Origin of the sequence: Streptomyces musisoli, from assembly GCF_016741855.1 — a bacterium.
In the GTDB taxonomy this organism is placed as follows: Bacteria; Actinomycetota; Actinomycetes; order Streptomycetales; family Streptomycetaceae; genus Streptomyces; species Streptomyces musisoli.
On the sequence record NZ_JAERRH010000009.1, the window covers coordinates 213,735 to 235,477 of the forward strand.

The following is a 21,743-nucleotide window of genomic DNA, read 5'->3' on the forward strand; positions in this document are numbered from 1 at the left end:
GAGCCGCCGTTCGGAGCCGCCGTTCAGAGCCGCCGTTCAGAGCTTCTCGAAGGGGTCGTGCTCGGCGAGGAGTTTCTCCAGGCGGGCCTGGTCGACGCGGCTGACGATCTGCCCGGCCTCCTGCCGGTCCCGGATCACCTTGGCGAGGGTGAAGGCGGAGGTGACGAGGTAGAGGACGGCGATGGCCAGAAAGCCGCGCACCCAGGCGTTCGCGTCCAGCCGGAAGATGCCGATGGCGGTGGCCGCCATGGCGACCGCGAAGGAGGCCACGGCCTGGCCGTAGAAGGCGGCCGTGCTCTGCTGCTTGACCGGTGTGTCACTCATGTCCCACAGGATCGGCGGACGTGGCCCGCGCCACATCCGCCGGAATACTCAGGAAGGTACTCAGAACGCCGAAACCCCGGTCAGGGAACGGCCGATGAGCAGCTTCTGGATCTGGCTGGTGCCCTCGTACAGGGTCATCACGCGGGCGTCGCGCAGGAGTTTGCCGGCCGGGTACTCGTCGATGTAGCCGTAGCCGCCGAAGACCTGGAGGGCGTTGTTCGCGGCGCGGACCGCGGCCTCGGATGCGAACAGCTTGGCCTTGGAGGACTCGACGGCGAACGGCTCGCCGCGGTCGATCAGGTCGGCGACCCGCCAGGTCAGCAGCCGGGCCGCGTCCACGTCGACGGCGATGTCGCTGATCAGTTCCTGCACCAGCTGGTGCCGGGCGATGGGCTTGCCGAACTGCTCGCGCTCGCCCGCGTACCGCACGGCGGCGTCCAGCGAGGCCTGGGCTATGCCGACGCAGCCGGCGGCCACCGACATCCGCCCCTTGGCCAGCGCGGACATGGCGACGGAGAACCCCTTGCCCTCCTCGCCGAGCATCGCCGAGGCGGGCACCCGCACGTCCTCCAGGACCAGTTCGGCGGTGGCCTGGCCGCGCAGGCCGAGCTTGCCGTGGACGGTACGGCGGGTCAGGCCGGGGGTGTCGGTGGGCACGAGGAAGGCGCTGACGCCCTTGTGGCCGGGGGCGTCGGTGGAGCGGGCGAAGAGCAGGACGACATCGGCCCAGGTGCCGTTGGTGATGAACATCTTGCTGCCGTTGACGACGAACTCGTCACCCTCGCGTACGGCGCGGGTGGTGAGGTTGCCCGCGTCGGAGCCGGTGCCGGGCTCGGTGAGCCCGAAGCAGCCGACGAGGTCGCCGGCGGTGAGGCCGGGCAGCCAGCGCCGCTTCTGCTCCTCGCTCCCCCAGGCGGCGATCGTCTTGGCGACGAGCCCGAGGGAGACGGAGACGATCCCCCGGACGGAGGAGTCCCCGCGGCCCAGCTCCTCGGTGACCAGGCAGTACGCGAGATGGTCTCCGCCCGAGCCGCCGTACTCCTCGTCGACGGTCAGCCCGAGGAAACCGACCTCGCCGAGCTTCTTCACGATGCCCCGGTCGACCTCCTCGGCGCGGTCCCAGGCGATCACGTGCGGCGCGATCTCGCGCTCCACGAAGTCCCGGGCGAGCCGGCGCACGGCCGTCTGCTCCTCGCTGAGCCCCAGGTTCACCACGAGATCACCCCACACCAGAACGGATACATCGATGGATCTTGAAAGCCGTACATTTAAATTAGCACTGCTAGTTTCCGGCCGCAGCCCTACTATGTGCGCCATGGCCCGACCGCGCAAGCCCCTCCTCAGCACCGACCGGATCGTCGAAACGGCCCGGGACCTCGTGGACCGGGAGGGCCTCGCGGCCGTCTCCACGCGCCGGCTCGCGGCCGAGCTGGGGGTGAGCGGGCCCTCGCTCTACAACCACTTCCGCACCAAGGACGAGATCCTGGAGGCGGTCGCGGACTCGGTCAGCGGGCTGGTGGACCTGGCGATGTTCGAGGACGGCCGGGACTGGCGGACCGCGCTGCACGACTGGGCCGTCTCCTACCGGGCCGCCCTGCGCGACCACCCGAACATCGTCCCGGTCCTCGCCCGCGGCCCGGGCCGCCGCCCGGCCGCGCTGCGGCTGGCCGACGCGGTCTACGGCGCGATGGTCGACGCCGGCTGGCCGCCCGCCCAGGCCACCTCCATCGGCGCGCTGATGCGGTACTTCATCATGGGCTCGGCGCTCGGCTCGTTCGCCGGCGGCTTCGTGGACGACGCGAGCGCGTACGACCCCGCCGACTACCCCCACCTCGGCCAGGCCCACCTGCTCGCCGAGCAGCAGGAGAAGATCGACGAGCGGGCCTTCGAGGCGGGGCTCAGCGCGCTGCTGGACGGGCTGGCGCAGCAGTACGAGCAGGCACGGGCGTGAGGACGCTTCGGCCGGCACCGAAGCGTCTCTGCTCCATGCTGGGTGCATGAGCACCGAGGACACCCAGGCGGCGGCCCTTGCCGCGCTGGCCGGGCTGATCGCCGACCGGACCCGGGCCGCGTGCCTGCTGGCGCTGCTGGACGGCCGGGCGTGGACGGCGGGTGAGCTGGCCCGGCACGCCGGCGTCGCCGCGTCCACGCTGAGCGAGCACCTGGGCAAACTGGTGGCCGGCGGCCTGCTCGCCGAGGAACGGCAGGGCCGGCACCGGTACGTCCGGCTGGCCGGCGCGCGGGTGGCGCAGCTGGTCGAGGACCTCGCCGCGCAGGTGCCCGCGGCGGCGGTACGGCAGGCTCCGCGCACCCTGCGGGAGTCGAGTGCCGGGGCCGCCATGGCCCGGGGCCGCACCTGCTACGACCATCTCGCCGGGCGGCTGGGCATCGCCGTCACGGACGCGTTGACCCTGCGGGGTCTCCTCCGGCAGGACACGGGCTTCGCGCTCACGGACGCCGGGGTGGAGTGGTTCGGCACGGCGGGCATCGCGCTGGACCTTTCGGGCCGGCGCCCCCTGGCCCGGGCGTGCCTGGACTGGACCGAGCGGCGGCCCCATCTCGCGGGCACGGCGGGGGCGGCGCTGTGCCGGCACGCGCTGGACGCGGGCTGGTGCGTGCGGGTGGGGAGCGGCCGGGCGGTGAAGGTGACGGCGGACGGCGAGCGGGTGCTGTCCGACCTGCTCGGCGTCTCCGGGGACGACCTACGGTGAACCGGGCCACCGGGGAGGGGTTCGGCGGTGGGGTTCCGGATGGCCACCAGGGAATGGTTCGGCGGTGGGATTCCGGGTGCGGCTGCGTGGGACCGGGCGGCCGCCGGAGGCGTTCGGCGGTGGGGTTCCGGGTGCGGCTGCGCGGGACCGGGCGACCACCAGGGAAGGGTTCGGCGGTGCGGTGCCGGGTGCGGCTGCGTGGGACCGGTCGGCTGCCGGAGGGGTTCGGCGGTGGTGCCGGGTGCGGCCGCGTGGGGCCGTCGCGCGGTTCTCCGTGCCCGTTCGGGACTCTTCGCCGCCCGCTACCCGTCCCGCGCCTACCCGGAGCGTTCTTCGCGGCCGGTCTCGGCGCCGGATGTTCCGTCCGATATCCGCCGGCAGGGCAAACGCGTCCGTACCTAGCCTCGGGAGCATGATGAGTACCACCCGGAACCGCCCCCACATACTCGCCGCCGGCGCCGCCGCCGTCACCGTGCTGCTGTGGGCCTCCGCCTTCGTGTCGATCCGGAGTGCGGGAAGCGCCTACTCCCCCGGCGCGCTGGCCCTCGGCCGGCTGGCGGCGGGCGCCCTCGCCCTGTTGATCATCTGGACCGTGCGGCGGGAAGGGCTGCCGCCCCGGTCCGCCTGGCGCGGGATCCTGCTCTCCGGGGTGCTGTGGTTCGGTTTCTACATGGTCGCCCTCAACTGGGGCGAGCAGCAGGTGGACGCGGGAACGGCGGCGCTGGTAGTGAACGTCGGCCCGCTGCTGATCGCCCTGCTGGGGGCCCGGCTGCTCGGGGATCCGATGCCGCCGAGACTGCTGGCCGGGATGGCGGTGTCGTTCGCGGGTGCGGTGACCGTGGGGCTCTCGATGTCCGGCGGAGGCGGGTCCTCCGTGCTCGGGGTACTGCTGTGTCTGCTCGCGGCCGTCGCGTACGCCTTCGGGGTCGTCGCGCAGAAGCCCGCGCTGGGCCGGGCGAGCCCGTTGCAGGTGACGACGTTCGGATGCCTGACCGGTGCCGTGGCCTGTCTGCCGTTCGCCGGGCAGCTGGTGCACGAGGCCGCGCGGGCACCCGCGTCGGCCACCTTGAACATGGTCTACCTGGGCGTCTTTCCGACCGCGCTCGCCTTCACCACCTGGGCCTACGCGCTCTCCCGCACCACCGCCAGCCGGATGGGCGCGACGACGTACGCCGTGCCCGCACTGGTGGTGCTGATGTCGTGGGTCGCGCTCGGCGAGGTGCCGGGGGTGCTCACGCTGGCGGGCGGTGTGCTGTGCCTCGCGGGCGTGGCCGTGTCGCGGTCCCGGGCCCGGGCCGGCCGGACGGCCCGGGCCGCGGCCGGGGAGCCGCGACCCGAGAAGGTGCCCTGAGCGTCAGAAGACCACCAGCGCGCGGCCGCCCTTGCCCGCGAGCATGTTCTCGAAGGCGGCCGGGATGCCCTCCAGACCGATCCGCTCCGTGACCAGCACGGACAGGTCCAGGCGTCCTTCGCGTACGTGCGCGGCGAGGACCGGCAGGTCGCGGGCCGGATCGCTGTTGCCGTAGACGCAGCCGGACAGCGTGCGTCCCCAGTGGAAGATCTCCAGGGCGTTGAAGGTGACCTGCTCATCCTTGCCGCCGATGCCGACGACCGTGGTACGGCCGCCCCGGCGGGTGGAGTCCCAGGCGGCGCGGATCGACACCGCGCGGCCCACGCACTCCACGGAGACGTCGACGCCCTGCTTCCCGGTGAGGGCGCGGATCTCACGGGCGGTGTCGTCGCGGGCCAGGACGTAGTCGGTGGCGCCGGCCGCCCGGGCCAGCTCCTCCTTCCCCGGCGAGACGTCGACCGCGACGATCCGGGACGCGCCCGCGATACGGGCGGCCTGGAGGGTCGCCAGGCCGACCCCGCCGACGCCGAACACGGCGACCGTCTCGCCGGGCCGGACGTTCGCCGAGTGGTGGACGGCGCCGTAGCCGGTGAGCACCGCACAGCCCAGGAGGGCGGCGTCCACCAGCGGCACCCCCTCGGGCAGGGGCAGCACGCAGGACGCGGAGACCACCGTCTCCTCGGCGAACGCGGCGACGTTCAGACCGGGATGCAGCTCGGTGCCGTCGACGGTGCGGGCATACACGTCGGCGGCGCCGTTCATCGCGTTGGCGCACAGCCACACCTCGCCCAGCCCGCAGGCGTGGCAGTCGCCGCAGGACGGAGCCCAGTTGAGGACGACGGGGGTGCCGGGCGAGACGTGGGTGACGCCCTCGCCCACGGCGACGACCGTGCCGGCGCCCTCGTGGCCGAGGACGGCCGGCACCGGCACCCGCATGGTGCCGTTGGACAGGGACAGGTCGGAGTGGCACACACCGGCGGCGGCGAGTCGGACCCGGACCTGGCCGGGACCCGGGTCCGGAAGGTCGATGCCGGTGATCTCCAGGGGCGCGCCGATGGCGGGCAGGACGGCGGCTCGTACGGCCATGGGTCTCGGACTTCCTTAGAACTGGAGGGACTTGGTCTGAAGGTACTCGGCGAGTCCGTGCGCGCCGAGTTCCCGGCCGACGCCGGACTGCTTGTAACCGCCGAAGGGCGCAAGGGGGTTGAACCGGCCGCCGTTGATGTCGACCTGGCCGGTGTCCATGCGGCGGGCGAAGGCCACCGCCTCGGCCTCGTCGGCGGCCCAGACGGCGCCCGCGAGGCCGTACACCGTGCCGTTGGCGATGCGCAGGGCGTCGTCCTCGTCGTCGTACCTCAGGATCGACAGCACCGGGCCGAAGATCTCCTCCTGGGCGATCGTCATCTCCGGGGTGACGTCGGCGAAGACGGTCGGGCTGACGTAGTAGCCCTGTTCGCGCGGGGACTCGGGGCCGCCGGCGACCAGCCGGGCGCCCTCGGCGATGCCCTTCTCGATGTAACCGCGCACGCGGGCCTGCTGCTTGGCGCTGACCACCGGGCCGATGCGGTCGCCGTACTTGGCGGCGGCGGCCCGGGCCAGCTCGACGGCCTCGTCGTAGCGGTCGCGGTGGACCAGCATGCGGGTCCAGGCGCTGCACGTCTGGCCGGAGTTGGACATCACGTTGGCGACGCCGACGTTGACCGCCTTGGCGAGGTCGGCGCTCGGCAGGACGACGTTGGCGGACTTGCCGCCCAGTTCCAGGGCCACCTTCTTCACGGCCGCGCCGGCCACCGCGCCGATCTGCCGGCCGACCGCCGTGGAGCCCGTGAAGGAGACTAGGTCCACGTCCGGGTGCTCGGCGAGGGCCTGTCCGGCGACCGGACCGAGGCCGGTGACCAGGTTGAACACGCCCGCGGGTACGCCCGCCTCGTGCACCGCCTCGGCGAACAGCTGGGCGGTCAGCGGGGTGTCCTCGGCGGGCTTGAGGACGATCGTGCAGCCGGCGGCGAGCGCCGGGGCGACCTTGGCGACGATCTGGTGGAGGGGGTAGTTCCAGGGGGTGATGGCGCCGACCACGCCGATCGGCTCGTGCAGGACGGTGGAGTTGCCGACCTTCTCCTCGAAGGGGTGGGCCGCGGCCAGCTCGGCGTAGGAGCCCGCGACCGCGATCGGCACGGCCGCGTGCACGGCCTGGGCGAACTGCGGGGGCGAGCCCAGCTCGGCGGTGACCGTCTCGGCGACCTCGTCCTTGCGGGCCACGAGGGCGTCCCGGAGGGCGGCGAGGCGGGCGGCGCGCTCGGCCGGGGGCGTGGCGGCCCAGGCGGGCAGCGCGGCGCGCGCGGCCCGTACGGCGGTGTCGACGTCCGGCGCCCCGCCCGCCGGGACCCGGCCGATGACCTGCTCGTCGGCGGGGTTGACGACCTCGATCACGTCCCTGCTCCCGGCGGGGCGCCAGGCTCCGTCGATGTACAGACCGTCGTGTGCCTTCATGCTGTTTCCTCCCGGCGGATCCGCGTCCTCCGGCACACAAACTAGCGGTGATAGTTTTGCTGCGCCAGGCATTCCCGGGTCGCGGACGTGCCGGGACATCATGCCGAATGGACCGGCCGATGCGCGCACGGAGTTCGCACCGGCCGGTCCACCGGGTCATTTCGTGGCGGTCAGATGGGCGAATACCACCACGTTGCTGGTGTAACCGGTCCGCCGGCTGAAGAGGCCGCCGCAGGTGATGACCCTCAGCTCCGGGCGTCCGGTCGAGCCGTAGACCTCCTCGTCGGGGAAGCCGACCTTGTCGAAGACCTTCACCCGGTCCACGGAGTAGACGGCGGTACGTCCGTCGACGCGCCTGACCTCGACCGTCTTGCCGGGCTTGGCCTGGGCGAGCCCGGCGAACACGGCGGGCCCGGTCCTGGTGTCGCGGTGGCCGACGGCGATCGCGGTACCGGCCTCGCCCGGTGTGGGGCCGCCCTCGTACCAGCCGACCAGCTTGGGCCGGTCCACGGGCGGCGTCTCCAGCTGCCGGCTCGCGTCGAGCCGGAGGGGGGTGACCGGGGCGTCGATCCCGAGGGAGGGCACCCGGAAGGACACCGGCCGGGACCGGGGCAGCGGGCGGGGCGGCGGTGCCGGAGGGGCGGTGGACGCGGGACCGGCGGCGCCGGCCCCTTCCCCGGAGTGCGAGCCGGCGGACGCGACGGCATGCCGGCCGGCCGCCCCGCCGGGCCCGGCCGGCCCGCACCGGGACCACATGGTCACCAGGACGACGACGAGCACGGCCGTCCTGGCGAGGCGGTAGGCGCGGGTCCGGTACCAGGCCCTGCGTCGATACCTACGCTGCACCATGGGGCCGCCGGCGGATCAGCCGGAAGTACACGGCACCGCAGACGGCGACCAGACCCACGGCCGCCGCCGCGGCCACCGGCGAGTACGCGGCCGCCGTGTCGATGAGACCGCCGCCGCCCGCGTGCACGCCGCCCTTGGGAGGCTGCTGGTCGTTCTGGCCCCAGCTTCCGTTCTCCTGCTGGTGGTCCTGCTGATGGTCCTGCTGGTGGTCCTCGATCTGCCCGCCCGGACCCTGTGCGCCGTCGTGCTGGGCTTCGCGGCAGTTGACGCGGAAGACCTTCTCCTTCACGGCGGCCGGTGTCCCCACGGTCCAGCTGATCTTGTACTGTCCGTCCGCCAGACCCAGCGGATCGGTGTGCCCCGCACCGCCGGCGAGCTGGATGATGCCCGTCACGGTGGCCTGGGTGGGCAGCGGGGGCTGCGGCGTGATGGTGTAGGCGACGGTGGCCAGGTCGTCGAAGTTGACGGCCTCGAGGAAGAACTTGCAGACCACCGGGTCGTCCTTGGCCGAGCCGGTGAACGACGGCGGGTTGGTCGAACGCGAGTTGTGGATCCTGATGTCGCCGTTCTCCCCCTGGGCCACCGCGCTCGGCGCCGCCACCCATGACGCACCCGCGGCGGCGAGGGCGGTGAGGACGACGGTGGCGCCCGCGCGGGAGCCGGCTGCACGTGGGGGTGTCAGGGTGGGCATGCGCAATCCTCCGGAGTTCAGACGATTTTCATACAAATCGCTCTTTCGCCTGGACTCTGCTTCATGGGCCGCGCAGCCCCCGGCATCGACGCCCGGCGCGCCGTCAGATATCGCTCGTGCGGCGCAATCCCGGGCGCCGGGACCGCTCCCGCGTCACCCGCTCGGACGCCTCCCCGGGCCGCCCCGGGGACCGCAGCGCGACGCCCGACGACACCAGCAGCAGGGCTCCGAGCATCACGAACGGCGCCGCCACCCCCGCCAGACCGGCGACCAGACCCGCGGCGGCCGGAGCGGCGACCTGCCCGAGCCGGTTGCCGGTCAGCCGCAGGGCGAGCGCGGTGGAGCGGGCCGCGGCGGGCGCGGCCTGCACCACCGTCGTCATCGTCAACGGCTGCCCCACACCCAGGCAGAAGCCGAGCACCGTGAGCATCGCGCCGAGCGCCCACACCGGCACCGGCAGCGCGAGTCCCGCGCACAGCAGGGCCCCGGCCAGGCAGGCCACGGCGAGCAGCGCGGGCCGGCCGAGCAGCCGCAGCAGCGGGGTGAGGACGAGCCGGCAGGCGATGGTGGCGCCGGCCCGGAGACTGAGCAGGACACCGATCACCGAGGGGGCGATGCCCCGGTGCTCGCCGACCACCGGCAGATAGGCGGTGAGGATGTCGGTCGCGGACAGCACCGACAGGCTGATCAGCATGCCCGCGGGCACGCCCCGGGCGCGCAGGATGCCCGCGACCGGCACGCGTCCGCCGTCCGCCGTCCGGGGGCCGGCGGCCGCCGGGTCCTCGATGCGCCACAGCGAGGTGAACGCGAACGCCGCGCCCGCGCCCGCCGTGATCAGGGCGAGCGCGCTGCTGTGCGCCATGTCGGGGCCGCCGATGAGGGCGCCCGCGGCCACCGGGCCGACGAGCTGGCCGAGGGACGCGCCGATGGTGAAGTGCCCGAAGTTGCGGTCCTGTTCGTGCGGCGCGGACTGGCGGGCCACCAGCGACTGGGCACCGATCACGAAGCACAGGTGACCGAGTCCCATCATCCCGCTCCACAGGGCCATCGCCCACAGGGAGCCGGCGAGGCCGCTGAGCGCGCAGCCGCCGGCGATGAGGACGACGCCCGCCGGCAGCAGCGGCGCACAGCGGCCGTGGTCGGTGCGGCGGCCGAGCGGTACGGCGGCGAACAGCGGCAGCAGGGCGTACACACCGGCGATGACACCGACCGCCCGTTCGTCGGCGCCCAGCGCGAGGGCCCGGTAGGAGACGGCGGGCCGGGCCATCGACACCGCCCCCTGCGCGCAGCCGAAGGCGATGACGAGACGGAGCAGCCAGCCGCGGTTCCCACCGGGCGCCATGGGTGAAGTCCTTTCCGACGTGCTCAGACGATGCCGAACAGGATTCCCGCGCCGAGCACCAACAGTGAGGTGAGCGCGGCCCACTTGACCACGAACCGGGTGTGGTCGCCGAACTCGACCTTGGCCATGCCGACCAGGACGTAGACGGCCGGGACGAGCGGGCTGGACATGTGCAGCGGCTGGCCGACGATCGAGGCGCGGGCGATCTCGAGGGAGGAGACGCCGTGCGCCTGGCCCGCCTCGGCGAGCACCGGCAGGATGCCGAAGTAGAAGCCGTCGTTGGACATGAAGTACGTGAGCGGGATGCTCAGCACGCCGGTGACGAAGGCCATGTGCGGGCCCATGCCGGCGGGGATGTTGTCCACCAGCCACTCCGCCATGTGGTCGACCATACCGGTGCCCTGGAGGACGCCGGTGAAGACGGCGGCGGCGAACACCATGCCGGAGACGTTGAGGACGTTCTCCGCGTGGGCGGCGATGCGGGCCTTCTGGTCCGGCATGTGCGGGAAGTTGACGGTCAGGGCGAGCGCGGCACCGAGCAGGAACAGCACCGGGATCGGCAGCCACTCCATGATCATGGCGGTGAGCAGGGCCACCGTGAGCAGCGCGTTGAACCAGTACAGCCCGGGGCGCAGCGTGGGACGGTTGGGGTCCAGGCCCTGGAAGTCCTCGTCCTCGGGTTCGTCGGGCAGGTCCGCGCCCGGGCCGCGACCGCCGGCCCTCTTCGTCCCCTTGCCGGCCCCGGCGCCGGCGCCGACCAGCACCGTCTCGGTCTCGGTCTCGGTCTCGGTCACCAGCGCCTCGTCCAGCGTGAGCACGCCGAGCCGCCCCCGTTCGCGGCGGCCGAGGACGTAGGCGAGGGCGAGGACGAACACCAGGCCCACGGCGAGGGCCGGGATCATCGGGACGAAGACATCGCTCGCGTCCACCTTCAGCGCGGTGGCGGCCCGGGCGGTGGGGCCGCCCCAGGGCAGCGTGTTCATCACGCCGTTGGCCATGGCGGCGACGCCGGTCATCACGACCAGGGACATCTTCAGCCGCTTGTACAGCGGGTACATCGCCGAGACGGTGATCATGAAGGTGGTGGAGCCGTCGCCGTCGAGGGAGACGATCGCCGCGAGCAGCGCCGTACCGACCACGATCCGCAGCGGGTCGGCCTTGCAGAATTTCAGGATGCCCCGCACGACCGGGTCGAAGAGGCCGACGTCGATCATCACACCGAAGTAGACGATCGCGAACATGAGCATCGCCGCGGTGGGGGCGAGGCCGGTGACGCCGTCGATGACGTAGTCGCCGAGCTTGGCGCCCTTGCCCACGAACACGCAGAACAGCGCGGGGATGAGCACGAGCGCCGCGATCGGCGACATCTTCTTCAGCATGATCAGGACCAGGAAGGTCGCGATCATGGCGAAGCCGAGGATGGTCAGCATGAGTGGATACCTAACGTTCGCCCTTGAACATCCCACCTGGGGGTCGGCGGTGCGATGACGTTAGGTCCGTTCAAACGGCGTTAACAAGTGGTTGACGCGCGAGCAATAAGCGCAAAAGTCCAGGTCACGGCTGTGCGACGAGGGCGGCCAGCTCGACGGGGACGCCGTTGAGCACCGCGTTGCCCGAGAGCGGGTCGAGCAGACTGCCGTCGAGCAGCTGGTTGACGTTGACGCCGGGGTCGGTCGTGGCATGGCTCAGCCGGGTGCCGGGCCGGTCGTGTCCCCAGCCGTGCGGCAGGCTCACCACCCCGGGCCGGATGGCGTCGGTGACCTCGGCCGGGGCCACCACCTCTCCCCCGGCGCCCTTGACGCGCACGTCGGCGCCGTCCCGGATGCCGAGCCGGGCTGCGTCCTCGGGGTGGATGTGCACGGTGCAGCGGTTGCTGCCGCCGGTGAGGGCGGGCACGTTGTGCATCCAGCTGTTGTTGGAGCGCAGATGGCGGCGGCCGACGAGGACGAGGCCCGTGGGGCGTTCGCGCAGGGCGGCCCGGAGCCGGGGCAGGTCCCCGGCGATCGGCTCGGGCAGCAGCTCGACCTTGCCGCTGCGGGTCTTCAGCGGCTGCGGCAGGCGGGGCCGCAGCGGGCCGAGGTCGATGCCGTGGGGGTGGTCGAGCAGCCTGGCCAGGGTCAGCCCGTCGGGCCGGGCGCCGAAGCCGTCGCCGTACGGGCCGAGGCGCAGCATCAGGTCGAGCCGCCGCTCGGGGCCGGTGTCGCCGGTCAGCAGGGCGGCGAGATCGCGCGGGTCGCGGCCGTACACCGGCGAGTGCTCGTCCCGCACGGCCTTGCCGAGGGTCTGGTCGACGACCATCGTGTCGACGACCGCCGGGTCGGCTCCGTGCATGCCGGTGGCGGCCAGGGTCAGCCGGGCGAGGATCTCGCTCTCGGCCATGCGGCCGGGCTCCAGCGGGACCGCGGGCCGGGAGTAGCGGACCTGGTTGCGGACGGCGAGGGTGTTGAAGGCGAAGTCGTGGTGCGGGCTCTGGGCGGGCGGGGGCGGCGGCAGCACGACGTGGGCGTGGCGCGAGGTCTCGTTCAGGTACGGGTCGACGCTGACCATGAAGTCCAGCGAGTTCAGGGCCTTGTCGAGCCGGTCGCCGTCGGGCGCGGAGAGCACGGGGTTGGCGGCGACGGCGATCAGCGCGCGGACCGGCGTTCCCTCGTCGGTCGCGGTGTCGATCTCCTCGGCGAGCGCGGAGAGCGGCAACTCCCCCTTCGCCTCGGGGTGTCCGCCGACGCGGGAGCGCCAGCGGCCGAGCGCGAAGCCGCGGCCGGGGCCTGCGGGCCGGGGCGTCCGGTCGGTGGCGGCCTGCGGGAAGAGGGCGCCGCCGGGGCGGTCCAGGTTGCCGGTGAGGATGTTGAGGACGTCGACCAGCCAGCTGGCCAGGGTGCCGTGCGGGACGGTGCAGCTGCCGATGCGGGCGTAGACGGCGGCGGTGGGCGCGGTGGCGAGGTCCCGGGCGAGCGTGCGGATGACCCCGGCGTCCAGGTCGCAGGCGGGGGCCACGGCTTCGGGGGTGAACTCGTCGAGGGCCGCGCGGAGTTCGTCGAGCCCCTGGATGTGCCGGGCCAGGTCCCCGGGGTCGGCCAGGTCTTCCGCGAAGAGGGTGTGGGCCATCGCGGCGAGCAGCAGGGCGTCGGTGCCGGGGCGGATCGCCAGGTGCCGGTCGGCGAGCCGGGCGGTGCGGGTGCGGCGCGGGTCCACGACGGTGAGCCGGCCGCCGCGGGCCTTGAGGGCCTTGAGCTTGCCGGGGAAGTCGGGGGCGGTGCACAGACTGCCGTTGGACTCCAGGGGGTTGGCTCCGATGAGGAGCAGGTGGTCGGTGTGGTCCAGGTCCGGCACGGGGATGGCGTTCGCGTCGCCGAACAGCAGTCCGCTGGAGACGTGCTTGGGCATCTGGTCGACCGTGGAGGCGGTGAACAGGCTGCGGGTGCGCAGGGCGCCGAGCAGGACGGGCGGGTAGAGGGCGCCGGCCACGGTGTGCACGTTGGGGTTGCCGAGGACCACACCGACGGCGTCCGGGCCGTACCGCTCCACGACCGGGCGCAGTCCCGCCGCGACCGCGTCGAAGGCCTCCTCCCAGGTGGCCTCGCGCAGCTCGCCGTCGGTGCGGACGAGCGGGGCGCGCAGCCGGTCGGGGTCGCCGTCGACGGCACCGAAGGAGGCCCCCTTGGGGCAGATGAACCCCTTGCTGAAGACGTCCTCCCGGTCGCCGCGGGCGCCGGTGACGCGGGTGCCCTCGACGGTGAGGGTCAGCCCGCAGGTGGCCTCGCACAGGGGGCAGATTCGCAGGGCGGTGCGGGACACGGGTCCTCCCGGAGGTCGGCGGCGGGCTCGCCCGAGCACGGACGGAACGGAGGCGAGCATACCGACCGGTACGGATGCTGGGGAGCCCCTGACGCGGGACCGTTCAGTCCAGCACGCGGCCCAGGTAGGCCCGCAGCAGTTCCCGGGTCTCGGTGATGATCGCCTCGTCGCCCTGCGGATCGACCCGGAAGGCCAGCTGGACGAGGGTGTCGGCGCTCTCCACGGCGACCAGGATGACCCGCCGCAGGTCCGCGTCGGGGGTGCGGACGAGGTAGTCGGTGAGCAGTTCGGTGAGCCGGTCGGCGACCCGGGTGTTGGGCTCGCCGTGGCGGGAGCCGACGGGGATCTGGTTGCCGAAGTCCACCAGGGAGAAGCCGGGTGCGGTGCGCTTCATGGCGAGGTACTCGTCCAGGACGGCGTCCATCGCGGCCCGCCAGTCCCCCTTGCGGGCCCCCTTCAGCCGCTCGGTGACACGCTCGACGTACCGCTCCAGGTTGCGCTGGGCGAGGGCGTCGGCCATCTCCCGCTTGTTGCCGAAGAAACGGTAGACCGAGCCGATGGGGACACCGGCGCGCTGGGCGACCGCGCGCGTGCTCAGGGCGTCGTAGCCGACCTCGTCGAGGAGGTCGGCACAGGCGTCGAGGATCCTGGTCAGCCGTTCGGCGCTGCGCCGCTGGACGGGCGCGCGACGAAGCGATGTCGCGTGGGGCACGGGCTTCATGATGCCTTTCCGCCGGGGCCTGGTGAACCTCGCCCCACAGTACGGAGAAGGGTGGCCATTGCACTCATGCGCCGGCGGGCCCCGGCGACCGCCCCGCACGGACGGCCGCGGTCACCGGCCGCGCTCACCCGCCGGCGTCTGAGGACGCGGTCGCGCTCACCCGCCGGCGCCTGAGGACACGGTCACCGTCACGGCCGCACGCGCTCGCCCGCACCGGAAGGCGCCGTCGCGGTCACCGTCGCGCTCACCCGCCGGCACCTGAGGACGCGGTCTTGGCCGGCTGTCGCGTCGCGTCCGCCTCCGCGTCGGACACCGTGATGTCGACGGTGGTCTCGACCGGCTTGCCGCGGACGGCCCACACCGTGCCGTCGTCGGCGTACAGCCGGGCGGTGATCTGGTGGGTGCCCTGCGGGACGCGTCCCGCGGCCAGGTGGTAGGCGGGGCCGTGCAGCCGGGCGACCCGGCGGCCGTCCACGAAGAGGTGGGCCAGCCCGCGGCCGATGGCCGCCGCCGGCCGGGTGCCGGGCGCGGAGCAGCGGAAGTGACGGAAGGACAGCCGGACGTCCCAGCCGTCGGCCGAGTCCGGGATGACCTCGACCGCGACCTCGGGAGCGTTCTCCCCGGGCACCTCGCGCAGGTTCCGGCCGGTCTCGTCGGTGTTGTCCAGGACCTTTCCCACGGGCGAGGGCGAGACCGTGCCCCCGTGCGCCTCGCCGGTCGTACAGGCCACCGCTGCGAACGGCAGCAGGACGCACACCGCGAGTGCGGCGACAGGTCCACGCGTCCACTTGTTCCATGACATGACCGGGAGCGTAGAACAGCGCCCCGCCGCCCCGGATCCCCCTGAAGTCGGGTTCGCGTCCTACCCCGGAGGGAGGACGGCAAGACCCTCTTGCGCGGGCAGGCACTCATTCCTACGGTATGGCATAGGAATCGGGAAGCGAGGAGCGAGCATGAGCGGGGACGCACGGAAGACCGCCGAGGGGCTGTCGTATCTGACCGGGTTCGGCAACGAGCACGCCTCGGAGGCGGTGCCGGGCGCCCTGCCCGAGGGCCGCAACTCGCCGCAGCGCGCGCCGCTCGGCCTGTACGCCGAGCAGCTGAGCGGTTCGGCGTTCACCGAGCCGCGGGCACACAACCGGCGCTCGTGGCTCTACCGCATCCGCCCCTCGGCCGCGCACCCGGCGTTCACCCGCACCGGCAACGGCGCGCTGCGCACGGCCCCGTTCGGCGAGACGGTGCCCGACCCCAACCGCCTGCGCTGGAACCCGCTGCCGGAGCCGCCGGCCGGCACCGACTTCCTCGACGGCCTGTGGACGCTGGGCGGCAACGGCGACGCGACCCAGCGCACCGGCATGGCCGTGCACCTGTACCACGCCAACGCCTCGATGGAGCGGGTCTTCTCCGACGCCGACGGTGAGCTGCTGATCGTGCCCGAGCGCGGCGGGCTGCTGCTGCACACCGAGTTCGGCCGGCTGCACGTGGAACCCGCCCATGTGGCGCTGATCCCGCGCGGGGTGCGTTTCCGCGTGGAGCTGCTGGACACCGCGCCGGACGGCGGGCAGGGCCCGACGGCGCGCGGCTATGTGTGCGAGAACTACGGAGCGCCGTTCCAGCTCCCCGACCTCGGGCCCATCGGCGCCAACGGGCTCGCGAACGCCCGGGACTTCCGGGCGCCGGTCGCCGCGTACGAGGACGTCGAGGGCCCGGTGGAGGTGGTGAACAAGTTCTGCGGCAACCTCTGGACGGCGACCTACGACCACAGCCCCCTGGATGTGGTGGCCTGGCACGGCAACCATGTGCCGTACGTCTATGACCTGCGCCGTTTCAATGTGATCGGCAGCATCTCCTACGACCACCCGGACCCGTCGATCTTCACGGTGCTGACCTCTCCGTCGGACACCCCGGGCCTGGCCGGCGTGGACTTCGTCGTCTTCGCGCCGCGCTGGCTGGTGGGCGAGGACACCTTCCGGCCGCCGTACTTCCACCGGAACGTGATGAGCGAGTACATGGGCCTGATCGAGGGCGCGTACGACGCGAAGGCGGAGGGCTTCGTGCCCGGCGGCGGGTCGCTGCACAACATGATGTCGGCGCACGGCCCGGACCGGGAGACCTTCGACCGGGCGAGCGCGGCCGAGCTGAAGCCGCAGAAGATCGACGACGGCCTGGCCTTCATGTTCGAGACCCGCTGGCCGGTCACCCTCACCCCGCACGCGGCCGGGGCCGAGCACCTCCAGAAGCGCTACGACGATGTGTGGCGGGGGATGGAACGCCACTTCCGGGGGTGACGGACACCGTTGCGCCGAGTGTTCCTCGCCAGGTACGGATAGCCGCGTGACCTCCTTCGCTCCGGATTCGATCGTCCTGAACCGCAAGCTGCCGCTGTGGTACCAGGTGTCGCAGTCGCTGCGCGCCTCGATACTGGGCCGCTCTCCCGAGGACCCGCTGCGGCTGCCCACCGAGGAGCGGCTGGCCGAGCACTACGGCGTCAGCGTGCTGACCATGCGGCAGGCGCTGAAGGAACTGGAGGACGAGGGGCTGATCAGCCGGCACCGGCGGCGCGGCACGTTCATCGAGCCCGACGCCCGGCGCGGGGCGCCGGTACGGCTGCTGGGCTCGGTGGACGCCATCGTGGCCCAGCAGTCCGGGATGACGACCGAGCTGCTGGACCACGGCCGGGTGCCGGTGCCGGCCGCACTCGCCGAGTACTTCCCGGACCTCACCGAGGTGGCGGCGTACCACCGTCTGCGCAGTGACGAGAAGACCGGCGAGCCGACCAACCACGCCGTCAACCACATCCGCCCCGACCTGGCCGAGCGCATCGATCCCGAGGACCTGGTCCGCTGGCCGATGACCAAGGTGCTGCGGGACGTGGTGAAGGCGGACATCAGCCGGATCACGGACACCGTGGGGGCCCGGCTCGCCGACCCGGAGACGGCCCGGCTGCTGGAAGTCCCGCTGCTCAGCCCGATCCTGCACTACACCGGCGTGACGTACGACTCCGAGGGCCGGGTGCTGGACGTGGCGGTCATCCACTACCGGGGCGACCGCTTCTCGTTCACCGTGACGCTGGACGCCACCTGATCCGGGAGGCGGATCAGGCCGTACGATGCCCAGCGTGACGCACGACGACGCTCCGCTGCTGGCGGACCTCATGCCGTGGTCCGTCGCCCCCCTGCGGCTGGGCCGCGCCTGGCCCGCGGCACCGGACCCGGCCTCGCCGAAGGCCCGCTGGGACACCCTGCTGAAGGCCGAGGGCCCGGACCGGGAGGCCCTGTTCGAGCCGACCCGCGCCCGCACGCTCCACTCGGCCGTGGGCCAGCTGCCCGGCCAGTCCACCGGCACGCAGCGGCTCGTGCGCGCCGCGGGTCCCTGCGCGGAGCCGGTCCGGGTCCTGGCCGCCCCGTTCGACGAGCAGTGGCTGCTCCCGGACCACCGGCTGATCGACACGGCCCGCCCGGAGCTGTGGCGGGTGGCGGACGCCAGTCAGGTCTTCACGGTCGAGACGGGCGACGCGGGCACCCCGCTGCTGGCGACCGCGCTCCTGCCCACCCTGCGCACCGGTCGCGTCCGCCCCCTCTACCGCCGCCCCGGCGGCACGGAACCGAACCTGGCGCCCGGCCTGCTGGACCATCTGTCGGCCCGCCTGGGCGCCCGCCCCACGGCACCCGACACGCTGGCCTGGATCCTGGCGGCGGCCCGCCCCGACCTCACCGTCCCGCTCACCGACGACCCCGGCCTTTGGGCGTCCGGCGTGGAGCTGGGCCGCCGTGCGCTGTGGCTGATGCGCCGCGACGGGGAACGCCCCAGACTGCCGGGCGGTCGCCGCCCGTACGTCCGCGCCCCCCTGCCGAGCCGTCCGCCCGGTGCCCACTACGACCGGGAAGAGGAGACCCTGCATCTGGGAGAGGGCCGCATCTCCCCCGTGCCGCCCGAGGCCTGGGACTACGAGGTGGCCGGAGTCCGGGTGCTGGAGGCCTGGTTCGCGGCCCGCACCGCGCCGGGCGAACCGGGCACGCTCGCCGCGATCCGCCCGGCGGCCTGGCCGCAGGCCTGGACCTCGGAGCTGCTGGAGCTGATCACGGTCCTCGCCCTGCTGGCCGAACTGCGCCCGGCGCGGGCCGCCCTGACGGTGACGTCACCGGTCACGGCGGGCGAGCTGCGGCAGGCGGGCGTCCTGCCGGCACCGGACCCTGCCCGCCGGCCGGCCTCGGTCCTGGACCATCACGAGGAGGGCCCGGAAGGGCAGTTCGCGCTGCTCTAGCCCGCCTTCCGGAGGCGCAGGGCGGCCTCCAGGCGGGCGATGTCCTCGGCGTCCTTGGCCCGGCGGGGCCGGGAGGGGTCCCAGACGGGCATCATGCGCTTGATCTCGATCTGGACGCGCGGATCGACGATCGGCGCCTCCAGCGCGCCGATCCGGCCGGGCTCGGTCCCGAGCATCCCGTCGGGCCAGGGGGTACCGGCCCAGGGCCCGCCCGCAACGGTCACCCGCCCCGCCGCGTCCGTGTCCACCAGGGTGAAGCTGCTGTCCAGGGCGTCCTTAACGAAGTCGAGCTGGAGGTCGGCCGGCGGCCCGGGCACCGGCGTGTGGCCGAGCCGGGCGAGGACGTCCGCGAGGACCCGGGCGTCCCCGGCCCGGGCGAACCAGTCGATGTCCCCGTGGTCCCGGGTGACCTCGCCGAGGAAGAAGTCCATGGCCCAGCCGCCGCGCAGCCAGAGCGGGACACCACGGTCCCGGGCGGCCTCCAGAACCCCTGCGATCAGCCCGAGTTGACGCCCGGCACGTTCCTGGTCCACTGCTGTCCCCCCATTCGGTCGAGCGATTGCGGCGGCAGCCTAACCAGGGGCGGGAGGAACCACGCGACCGGCCCACCACCACGCGCACCCCGAATCCGGACCGGAGTCGCCCCTGGCCCCCCTGAGCCGCACCGCACCCGCACCCGCCGTGCCCGGACTAGCGGGGCGCGAATGCGTCGATGACCCGTTCCACCGCCCGCTCGAACACCGCCTCCAGATCGATCGGCCCGGCGTCCTCCATGAACGCGGCCGCCATGCGCGGGTACCCGCCGGAGGCGATGCGGCCGCCCAGGTAGGCCATGCGGACCGCGTTCTCCTCGTCCTCCGACCACGGCAGGGCACGGACCCGCTCGGCGGTGTCGAGTTCGTTGCGGACATAGGTCGTGACCATGCCGTTCAGCATGGCGATCAGCTCCAGCTTGGTGCCGTACGCCGCCTCCAGCGGGTCCAGGCAGGCCAGGCAGTGCTCCAGATAGCGCAGGGCGTGCGGGCTGAAGCCGTACACGGGGGACATCAGGCGGGGCAGCCAGGGGTGCCGGCGCATCAGCTCACGTGTCTGCCGGGCCACTCGGCGCATGTCTGCCCGCCAGTCGCCGCCGGGCTCCCACAGCTCGTGCTCCGCACCGGCCGCGTCGACCATCAGCTCGTACAGGTCCTCCTTGCGGGGGACGTAGTTGTACAGCGACATGGTGCCGCAGCCCAGTTCGGCCGCGACATGCCGCATCGACACCGCGTCGAGCCCCTGCGCGTCGGCGATCCGGACCGCGGCGGCCGCGATGTCGTCGCGGGTGTACGCGGGCCTCGGGCCCCGGCCGGTGCGCTCGGGGCGCGCCCAGATCACCTCGGGGACCGCCCCTCGGACTGCCATCGCTCATCACCTCGGCCACCATCGTAGTTACGTACACCGTACGTAGTGCGGTATGGTCCCGGCATGACTACTACGTACGCCGTACTTAGTGAGGGTCTGGAGAAGCGCTTCGGCGCTGTGCACGCCCTGCGCGGGCTGGATCTGGCGGTCGCGGAGGGCACGGTCTGCGGGCTGCTGGGCCCGAACGGGGCGGGGAAGACGACGGCGGTGCGGCTGCTGACCACGCTGCTGCGCCCGGACGGGGGTTCGGCGCGGGTCGCCGGGCACGACCTCCTCCGGGAGGCGGCGGACGTGCGGCGCCGGATCGGGGTGACCGGGCAGTACGCCTCGGTCGACGGGGACCTCACCGGGCGCGAGAACCTGCGGCTGTTCGCCCGGCTGCACCGGGTGCGCGGACCGGCCGCCCGCGCCGGCGAACTGCTGGAGCGCTTCGGCCTCGGCGAGGCCGCGGACCGGAGGGCGTCGACGTACTCGGGCGGCATGCGGCGCCGGCTGGACCTCGCCGCGAGCCTGATCCGCCGTCCCGGCGTGCTCTTCCTGGACGAGCCGACCACCGGACTCGACCCGGCCAGCCGCGCCCGCATCTGGCAGGCCGTGCGCGAACTGAAGTCGGAGGGCACGACCGTGCTGCTGACCACCCAGTACCTGGAGGAGGCCGACCAGCTCGCCGACGACATCGCCCTGCTGGACCGGGGCCGCGTCGCCCACACCGGTTCGCCCGCCGAACTCAAGGCCCTCGTCGGCTCGCACGTGGAGGCGGTGGTCGCGGAGGCCGGCGCGCTGCCCCGGGCGGCCGCCGTGCTCGACCGGCTGACCGGCCGGGAGCCCGTGCTCGACCACGAGCGGAACGCCGTCGGCGCGGTCACCACCGACCCGACCCTGACCCTGCCCCGGCTGGTACGGGAGCTGGACGCGTCCGGGGTTCCCCTGCTGGACGCGGGCATCCGGCCGGCCACCCTCGACGACGTCTTCCTGCGGCTCACCGGGGAGACCACCGACAGCAAGGAGCCCGTGGCATGAACGCGTTGGCGCACGACGGACTGGCGATGACGGGACGGCAGTTGCGGCGGGTCCGCAACAACCCGGGCCTGGCGATCCTGACCCAGATGATGCCGGTCAACATGCTGCTGTTCTTCGGCTACGTGTTCGGCAGCGCCCTGGCCGTGCCCGGCCGCGAGTACCGCTCCTTCCTGGTGCCGGGGCTGCTCGTCGCGACGGCGGCCGGCGGGCTGATGACCGGCATGTTCCAGGCCGCGCAGGACACCCACCGCGGGGTGGCGGACAGGTTCCGCACCATGCCGGTGAGCCGGGCCGCCGTACCCCTCGGGCAGGCGGTGGCGGACCTCGTCGTCACGGCCGCCGGTACCGTTCCGCTGCTGCTCGTCGGGCTCGCGGTGGGCTGGCGCATCGAGGGGTCCGCGGCCGGTGCGGCCGGCGCGGTCGGACTGCTGCTGTTCTTCCGGTTCGGCTGCACCTGCGCCGGGATCCTCCTGGGCCTGCTGACCCGCAGCGAGGAAGCCGCCGGGCAGCTCGGCGCCTCTTCCTTCGTGCTGCCGCTGCTGTCCGATGCGTACATCCCGACGGACAACCTGCCGGGCTGGCTGCGCGCGCTCGCCGAGTGGAACCCGATCAGCGCGGTGACGACGGCCCTGCGCGACCTCTTCGGCAACGCGCCCGTCCCGCGGGACGCCGCCTGGCCGGTGGCCCACCCCGTCGCCGGGTCGCTCGGCTGGTGCCTCGTCCTGACCGCGGTGTTCCTGCCGCTCGCGGTGAGCCGCTACGCACGGGCCGAGTGAGCCCGCGC

At 73.4% G+C, this 21,743-nt stretch carries 21 protein-coding genes; 8 read left to right on the forward strand and 13 right to left on the reverse strand.

Features of this window, described 5'->3' with window-relative positions; genetic code table 11:
* Nucleotides 1-36: 36 nt before the first annotated feature.
* Together JK361_RS24205 and JK361_RS24210 are read right to left on the reverse strand one after the other, a co-directional pair.
* The gene (locus JK361_RS24205; protein ID WP_059196614.1) at nt 37-324 is read right to left on the reverse strand and encodes a YiaA/YiaB family inner membrane protein; all 288 of its coding nucleotides are present in this window, start codon (nt 322-324) and stop codon (nt 37-39) included.
* A gap of 60 nt (nt 325-384) precedes the next feature.
* Nucleotides 385-1,536: an acyl-CoA dehydrogenase family protein gene (locus JK361_RS24210; protein ID WP_201821835.1), complete on the reverse strand. Its 1,152-nt coding sequence runs from the start codon at nt 1,534-1,536 to the stop codon at nt 385-387.
* Between the two features lie 103 nt (nt 1,537-1,639).
* On the opposite strand from JK361_RS24210, the gene JK361_RS24215 reads away from it, so the two are divergent.
* The 3 genes from JK361_RS24215 to JK361_RS24225 all read left to right on the forward strand — a co-directional run bounded on the left by JK361_RS24215 (nt 1,640) and on the right by JK361_RS24225 (nt 4,386).
* Nucleotides 1,640-2,275 (forward strand): TetR/AcrR family transcriptional regulator, encoded by a 636-nt coding sequence (locus JK361_RS24215; RefSeq protein ID WP_201821675.1) that lies wholly within the window; start codon nt 1,640-1,642, stop codon nt 2,273-2,275.
* Nucleotides 2,276-2,321: 46 nt separating this feature from the next.
* Nucleotides 2,322-3,035: an ArsR/SmtB family transcription factor gene (locus JK361_RS24220; protein WP_201821677.1), complete on the forward strand. Its 714-nt coding sequence runs from the start codon at nt 2,322-2,324 to the stop codon at nt 3,033-3,035.
* A gap of 415 nt (nt 3,036-3,450) precedes the next feature.
* Nucleotides 3,451-4,386 carry a DMT family transporter gene (locus JK361_RS24225; protein WP_372448738.1) on the forward strand — a complete coding sequence of 312 codons (936 nt, stop codon included), beginning with the start codon at nt 3,451-3,453 and terminating at the stop codon, nt 4,384-4,386.
* A 3-nt stretch (nt 4,387-4,389) separates the two neighbouring features.
* On the opposite strand, the gene JK361_RS24230 is transcribed toward JK361_RS24225, so the two are convergent.
* From JK361_RS24230 to JK361_RS24270, 9 genes are all read right to left on the reverse strand, one after another.
* On the reverse strand, nt 4,390-5,472 hold the full coding sequence (locus JK361_RS24230; RefSeq protein ID WP_201821681.1) for a Zn-dependent alcohol dehydrogenase: 1,083 nt from the start codon (nt 5,470-5,472) through the stop codon (nt 4,390-4,392).
* A 15-nt stretch (nt 5,473-5,487) separates the two neighbouring features.
* The gene (locus JK361_RS24235) at nt 5,488-6,876 is read right to left on the reverse strand and encodes an aldehyde dehydrogenase family protein (RefSeq protein WP_201821683.1); all 1,389 of its coding nucleotides are present in this window, start codon (nt 6,874-6,876) and stop codon (nt 5,488-5,490) included.
* A gap of 156 nt (nt 6,877-7,032) precedes the next feature.
* On the reverse strand, nt 7,033-7,725 hold the full coding sequence (locus JK361_RS24240) for a class F sortase (RefSeq protein WP_201821685.1): 693 nt from the start codon (nt 7,723-7,725) through the stop codon (nt 7,033-7,035).
* Nucleotides 7,712-8,416, reverse strand: coding sequence for a hypothetical protein (locus JK361_RS24245; RefSeq protein ID WP_201821687.1), 705 nt, complete (start codon nt 8,414-8,416; stop codon nt 7,712-7,714). Before JK361_RS24245 ends, JK361_RS24240 begins: the two co-directional genes overlap by 14 nt.
* A 103-nt stretch (nt 8,417-8,519) precedes the next feature.
* The gene (locus JK361_RS24250; RefSeq protein WP_201821689.1) at nt 8,520-9,758 is read right to left on the reverse strand and encodes an MFS transporter; all 1,239 of its coding nucleotides are present in this window, start codon (nt 9,756-9,758) and stop codon (nt 8,520-8,522) included.
* Nucleotides 9,759-9,781: 23 nt separating this feature from the next.
* A complete protein-coding gene (locus tag JK361_RS24255; protein ID WP_201821691.1) occupies nt 9,782-11,188 on the reverse strand; it encodes a CitMHS family transporter in 1,407 nt (468 codons plus the stop codon).
* A gap of 124 nt (nt 11,189-11,312) precedes the next feature.
* Nucleotides 11,313-13,553 carry a molybdopterin oxidoreductase family protein gene (locus JK361_RS24260; protein ID WP_201821693.1) on the reverse strand — a complete coding sequence of 747 codons (2,241 nt, stop codon included), beginning with the start codon at nt 13,551-13,553 and terminating at the stop codon, nt 11,313-11,315.
* A 103-nt stretch (nt 13,554-13,656) separates the two neighbouring features.
* Complete coding sequence (locus JK361_RS24265) at nt 13,657-14,274, reverse strand: TetR/AcrR family transcriptional regulator (RefSeq protein ID WP_201821695.1); 618 nt, start codon at nt 14,272-14,274, stop codon at nt 13,657-13,659.
* Between the two features lie 244 nt (nt 14,275-14,518).
* Entirely contained in the window at nt 14,519-15,076 is a 558-nt protein-coding gene (locus tag JK361_RS24270; protein WP_201821696.1) for a hypothetical protein, read from the reverse strand.
* Between the two features lie 151 nt (nt 15,077-15,227).
* Between JK361_RS24270 and hmgA the strand changes: the two genes are divergently transcribed.
* The 3 genes from hmgA to JK361_RS24285 are packed head-to-tail and all read left to right on the forward strand — an operon-like array spanning nt 15,228 to nt 18,538.
* The gene (gene hmgA / locus JK361_RS24275; RefSeq protein WP_201821697.1) at nt 15,228-16,562 is read left to right on the forward strand and encodes a homogentisate 1,2-dioxygenase; all 1,335 of its coding nucleotides are present in this window, start codon (nt 15,228-15,230) and stop codon (nt 16,560-16,562) included.
* Nucleotides 16,563-16,608: 46 nt separating this feature from the next.
* A complete protein-coding gene (locus tag JK361_RS24280; RefSeq protein WP_201821698.1) occupies nt 16,609-17,358 on the forward strand; it encodes a GntR family transcriptional regulator in 750 nt (249 codons plus the stop codon).
* 25 nt (nt 17,359-17,383) lie between these two features.
* Nucleotides 17,384-18,538, forward strand: a complete 1,155-nt coding sequence (locus JK361_RS24285; protein ID WP_201821699.1) for a type ISP restriction/modification enzyme — start codon at nt 17,384-17,386, stop codon at nt 18,536-18,538.
* Here the strand turns inward: JK361_RS24285 and JK361_RS24290 are convergent.
* Nucleotides 18,535-19,071: a nucleotidyltransferase domain-containing protein gene (locus tag JK361_RS24290; RefSeq protein WP_201821700.1), complete on the reverse strand. Its 537-nt coding sequence runs from the start codon at nt 19,069-19,071 to the stop codon at nt 18,535-18,537. The genes JK361_RS24285 and JK361_RS24290 overlap by 4 nt on opposite strands.
* A 157-nt stretch (nt 19,072-19,228) precedes the next feature.
* On the reverse strand, nt 19,229-19,939 hold the full coding sequence (locus tag JK361_RS24295; RefSeq protein WP_201821701.1) for a TetR/AcrR family transcriptional regulator: 711 nt from the start codon (nt 19,937-19,939) through the stop codon (nt 19,229-19,231).
* 63 nt (nt 19,940-20,002) lie between these two features.
* Between JK361_RS24295 and JK361_RS24300 the strand changes: the two genes are divergently transcribed.
* Together JK361_RS24300 and JK361_RS24305 are read left to right on the forward strand one after the other, a co-directional pair.
* Nucleotides 20,003-20,959, forward strand: coding sequence for an ATP-binding cassette domain-containing protein (locus tag JK361_RS24300; protein WP_201821703.1), 957 nt, complete (start codon nt 20,003-20,005; stop codon nt 20,957-20,959).
* Entirely contained in the window at nt 20,956-21,735 is a 780-nt protein-coding gene (locus JK361_RS24305; RefSeq protein WP_201821705.1) for an ABC transporter permease, read from the forward strand. The genes JK361_RS24300 and JK361_RS24305 overlap by 4 nt, the downstream gene beginning before the upstream one ends.
* Nucleotides 21,736-21,743: the final 8 nt, after the last annotated feature.